At 52.4% G+C, this 5,000-nt stretch carries 2 protein-coding genes, 1 tRNA gene and 2 rRNA genes; all 5 read left to right on the top strand.

Annotated elements, in window-relative coordinates:
• Positions 1–275: 275 nt before the first annotated feature.
• The 5 genes from Q1A75_RS14825 (at position 276) to Q1A75_RS14805 (ending at position 4,969) form a co-directional block, all read left to right on the top strand.
• Positions 276–3,103 (top strand): 23S ribosomal RNA (locus Q1A75_RS14825).
• Positions 3,104–3,192: 89 nt separating this feature from the next.
• Positions 3,193–3,307 (top strand): 5S ribosomal RNA (gene rrf / locus Q1A75_RS14820).
• Between the two features lie 132 nt (positions 3,308–3,439).
• Entirely contained in the window at positions 3,440–4,267 is an 828-nt protein-coding gene (locus Q1A75_RS14815; RefSeq protein WP_299592425.1) for a glycosyl transferase, read from the top strand.
• 66 nt (positions 4,268–4,333) lie between these two features.
• A tRNA-Met gene (locus Q1A75_RS14810) sits at positions 4,334–4,410 on the top strand.
• Positions 4,411–4,606: 196 nt separating this feature from the next.
• The gene (locus Q1A75_RS14805; RefSeq protein WP_299592423.1) at positions 4,607–4,969 is read left to right on the top strand and encodes a hypothetical protein; all 363 of its coding nucleotides are present in this window, start codon (positions 4,607–4,609) and stop codon (positions 4,967–4,969) included.
• Positions 4,970–5,000: the final 31 nt, after the last annotated feature.

The following is a 5,000-nucleotide window of genomic DNA, read 5'->3' as shown; positions in this document are numbered from 1 at the left end:
GGTTCCACTTCGGTGGAAGGTATGTAACCCGGTGCTTCCTCGCTGCGTTACGTATATCCCTGCTGAAACAAACAGAGTTGTCCAAGTCAAGTACACTAACCCGAACAGCACAGTCTGCCTCCCGCACGGATGGTAGACACACGTGACTGTTCAATTGTCAGCATGGTTACAAAACATGCTGGCGGGAAAGTATGCTTTTGATACCAGAAGAATGGGTGCATTAAGTTACCAGCTGTGCATCCGCGTTTGACGCAAGTCTTACTTTTTCTGGATCAAATCAAGCGCGAGAAGGGCGTTTGGTGAATGCCTTGGCAGTAAGAGGCGATGAAAGACGTGATACTCTGCGATAAGCCATGAGGAGCTGAGAATAAGCTTTGATCCATGGATCTCTGAATGGGGCAACCCACCTGACAGTTTCATATAATTGGCGCAAGCCAGCTTATATGTCGCTGAAACAGGTACTTTTAGACTGAATACATAGGTTTAAAAGAGCAAACCCGGGGAACTGAAACATCTAAGTACCCGGAGGAAAGGAAATCAATTGATACTCCCCTAGTAGCGGCGAGCGAATGGGGACCAGCCGAGCCATGATTGTGACAAGAACGACCTGGAAAGGTCGGCCATAGTGGGTGACAGCCCCGTATTGGAAGCATGATTGGACGTATTAAGTAGGTCGGAACACGTGAAATTCTGTCTGAAGATCGGAGGACCACCTTCGAAGGCTAAGTACTCCTTACTGACCGATAGTGAACCAGTACCGTGAGGGAAAGGTGAAAAGCACCCCGACGAGGGGAGTGAAACAGCTCCTGAAACCGAACGCCTACAATCAGTTGGAGGGCCCTTGCGGCCTGACAGCGTACCTTTTGTATAATGGGTCATCGACTTGGTCTATCTAGCAAGCTTAAGCCGTTAGGTGTAGGCGCAGCGAAAGCGAGTCTTAATAGGGCGTCGAGTTAGGTGGATCAGACCCGAAACCGAGTGATCTAGGCATGATCAGGCTGAAGGTAAGGTAACACTTACTGGAGGGCCGAACCCACATCTGTTGAAAAAGATCGGGATGAATTGTGCCTAGGGGTGAAAGGCCAATCAAACTCGGAGATAGCTGGTTCTCTGCGAAATCTATTTAGGTAGAGCGTCATCCGAATACCCCGGGGGGTAGAGCACTGGATGGGTAATGGGGCCCCACAGGCTTACTGATCCTAACCAAACTCCGAATACCCGGGAGTACTAGATGGCAGACACACGGCGAATGCTAACGTCCGTCGTGGAGAGGGAAACAACCCTGACCTACAGCTAAGGCCCCCAATTCATGGCTAAGTGGGAAAGCAAGTGGGACGACCAAAACAACCAGGAGGTTGGCTTAGAAGCAGCCATCCTTTAAAGATAGCGTAACAGCTCACTGGTCTAAATAAGTTGTCCTGCGGCGAAGATGTAACGGGGCTCAAGCCATGAGCCGAAGCTTAGGATGCCGTAAGGCATGGTAGCAGAGCGTAGTGTGACATAGTTCCATGTGTCCTTACCGTCTTCGGGCGGATTGGACACAAGGAGCTTTCTGTGAAGCCGGCGCGTGAGCGATCCGGTGGAGAGATCACTAGTGAGAATGATGACATGAGTAGCGACAAAGAGTGTGAGAGACACTCTCGCCGAAAGTCCAAGGGTTCCTGCTTAAAGCTAATCTGAGCAGGGTAAGCCGACCCCTAAGGCGAGGCCGAAAGGCGTAGTCGATGGGAACCAGGTTAATATTCCTGGGCCGTGGAGTGGTGACGGATCTCGAAGGTAGTTCATCCTTATCGGATTGAATGGGCTGCTAAGAGGTTCCTGGAAATAGCCCTCCTATAAGATCGTACCCTAAACCGACACAGGTGGACTGGTAGAGAATACCAAGGCGCTTGAGAGAACTATGTTGAAGGAACTCGGCAAAATACCTCCGTAAGTTCGCGAGAAGGAGGCCCGGTTCCTAGGCAACTAGGGGCTGGGGGCACAAACCAGGGGGTGGCGACTGTTTATTAAAAACACAGGGCTCTGCGAAGTCGCAAGACGACGTATAGGGTCTGACGCCTGCCCGGTGCCTGAAGGTTAAAAGGAGAGGTGAGAGCCTTGAATTGAAGCCCAGGTAAACGGCGGCCGTAACTATAACGGTCCTAAGGTAGCGAAATTCCTTGTCGGGTAAGTTCCGACCTGCACGAATGGCGTAACGACTTCCCCGCTGTCTCCAACATAGACTCAGCGAAATTGAATTACCTGTCAAGATGCAGGTTTCCCGCGGTTAGACGGAAAGACCCCGTGCACCTTTACTACAGCTTCACACTGGCATCAGGCCAAGCATGTGCAGGATAGGTGGTGGGCTTTGAAGCAGAGACGCTAGTCTTTGTGGAGCCTCCCTTGAGATACCACCCTTGCTTTGCTTGATGTCTAACCGCGATCCGTTATCCGGATCCGGGACCCTGTGTGGCGGGTAGTTTGACTGGGGCGGTCGCCTCCTAAAGCGTAACGGAGGCGCGCGAAGGTTGGCTCAGAGCGGTCGGAAATCGCTCGTTGAGTGCAATGGCAGAAGCCAGCCTGACTGCGAGACTGACAAGTCGAGCAGAGTCGAAAGACGGCCATAGTGATCCGGTGGTCCCGAGTGGAAGGGCCATCGCTCAACGGATAAAAGGTACGCCGGGGATAACAGGCTGATACTGCCCAAGAGTCCATATCGACGGCAGTGTTTGGCACCTCGATGTCGGCTCATCTCATCCTGGGGCTGGAGCAGGTCCCAAGGGTACGGCTGTTCGCCGTTTAAAGAGGTACGTGAGCTGGGTTTAGAACGTCGTGAGACAGTTCGGTCCCTATCTTCCGTGGGTGTAGGATACTTGAGAGGAGTTGCCCCTAGTACGAGAGGACCGGGGTGAACGAACCACTGGTGGACCAGTTGTCGTGCCAACGGCAGTGCTGGGTAGCTATGTTCGGACAGGATAACCGCTGAAGGCATCTAAGCGGGAAGCCCCCCTCAAAACAAGGTATCCCTGAGGACCGTGGTAGACCACCACGTCGATAGGCCAGAGATGTAAGCGCAGTAATGCGTTCAGTTGACTGGTACTAATTGTCCGATAGGCTTGATTTGATCCAGTAGAAGCAGGACTTCGAACGATACATCAAGAGCATACACACACAATCAGTCGTACATGACTTGGACTTAGAGGGCTTTTTCGGTTTGGTGGTCATAGCGCAAGCAAAACACCCGGTCCCATCCCGAACCCGGCCGTTAAGTGCTGTAGCGCCGATGGTACTGCGTCTTAAGGCGTGGGAGAGTAGGTCACTGCCAAACCTAAAAAGTCCTTTAAATGTATTTCTCTGTCGATGTTCAATAAATTCCAAGGCTGCGCGGTTTATTCCGCTGCGGCCTTTTCTTTTTATGGACAGTTGATTTGTCGTCCGCTCGGGTGATACCGGAAACTCCATGAACAAACAGACCATGTGTATTAACTGGGGTTCCAGGTACGGTGCGCCTTACATAAATCGTCTCTACGAGATGGTTCGACTTAACATTACACCGCCTTTCCGGTTCGTGTGCTTTACAGATACGCGCGAAGGCGTGCGGCCCGAGGTCGAATGCTATGAGCTGCCGCCGATGCCCGGTTTCATGCCAAAAAACACCTTGGGCAAGTGGCCAAAGTCGCGCCTATGGGCGCCCAGGTTGGCGGAATTGTCTGGTCCTATCCTTTTCATTGACCTCGATGTGGTGATCTTGGGAAGCCTTGATCCCTTTTTTGAGTTCGGAAGCCCGGAAGACGTCGTACTGGCGCGGAACGCTGCCAAGCCGTTCCACAAGCTTGGACAAACCTCTATCTATCGGATGCCGGTCGGAGCACTGGCTCCTCTGCAAAAGATGTTTGCGGCGGATCCGCAGGGCATTGCGGATAAGTATCGGTTTGAACAACATTTTGTCACCAAGAATGCCCCCAACGGCGTGTCGTTCTGGCCGAAAGAATGGGTGACGCATTTCCGTGTCGAGTGTATCCCTCCGTTCCCGCTAAACTTTGTCGTAGAGCCGCGTAAGCCAAAGAATGGACGTGTTGTCATCTTTGCTGGTGGTTTGAACCCACCGGATGCAATCCAAGGGCAATATAGCGCGGATCGGCCGCATCTTCCGCCCGTCGCACATATCCGTAGAGCCCTTAAATCCAAGCGAAAAATCCGCAACTTGCGACAGTTCCTATTACCGTCGTCTTGGGTCAAGGATGTATGGACTGCAGCATCAGCTGATCAGCCTGATGAAATGACATAAAAGTTTTATATTCTAGGTCTGCCCCCTTGCAGACCAGGCAATCTTGCCATACCTGTCCGGCATTGACGCGGGATGGAGCAGCCCGGTAGCTCGTCAGGCTCATAACCTGAAGGTCGTAGGTTCAAATCCTACTCCCGCAACCAACTCAAATTGCGATTGACCCGTCCTTGTGGCGGGTTTTTTGCGTTTGAGGGAAACCGCAAGGATTCCAGCAAGATCGCCCCTTACGTCGATCAGCATTTCCTCATCTCCAGGTGTCAGGATAATCTCATCGATCAGCGACCGCAGAATCTCTGTCGCTTCCAGGCGTTTGGCCTCAATCTCGTCTTGCAGTGACACATGCAGCTTCTCGACTTGGTGCCGGTAGAACCCCGCCATCTCTGGATGCAAAAGCGGTGGCGGCTCATCGGCGTTGGCGAGCATAGTCTCCAGCTCCTTCTTGCGAGTCTCAAGTCCAACCATTGTTTTGTTAATGCGATCTGCTGCACCGCCTTTCAGTATGACATCGACCAGCCTATCCAGCTCTCGGTCAATGCGTTTGATCTCGTCGGCTGCGTTGTCTATCGCCGCCCGCCCCTCCATTCGGAGACGGTTCATCTCTTTCGTGAACTCGTCGCAGAACTCCTTGAACAGGGCTGGTTCCATCAAATGATGGCGTGTCTGACGTCAGCGCCTATGGGTCCAAATAGCGGTATTTGCTAAGAGAGGGTTTGTTGCTCATCGTGGCCACCAA

This window comes from uncultured Tateyamaria sp. (assembly GCF_947504105.1).
Lineage (GTDB): Bacteria > Pseudomonadota > Alphaproteobacteria > Rhodobacterales > Rhodobacteraceae > Tateyamaria.
The sequence above is the reverse complement of the archived record's forward strand: the minus strand, read 5'-3'. Positions and strand labels throughout refer to the sequence as shown.

Bases quoted from the DNA above. Each gene is read 5' to 3' on its own strand.
- Q1A75_RS14815 (WP_299592425.1), top strand. From the start codon at position 3,440: ATGAACAAACAGACCATGTGTATTAACTGGGGTTCCAGGTACGGTGCG.
- Q1A75_RS14805 (WP_299592423.1), top strand. From the start codon at position 4,607: ATGCAGCTTCTCGACTTGGTGCCGGTAGAACCCCGCCATCTCTGGATG.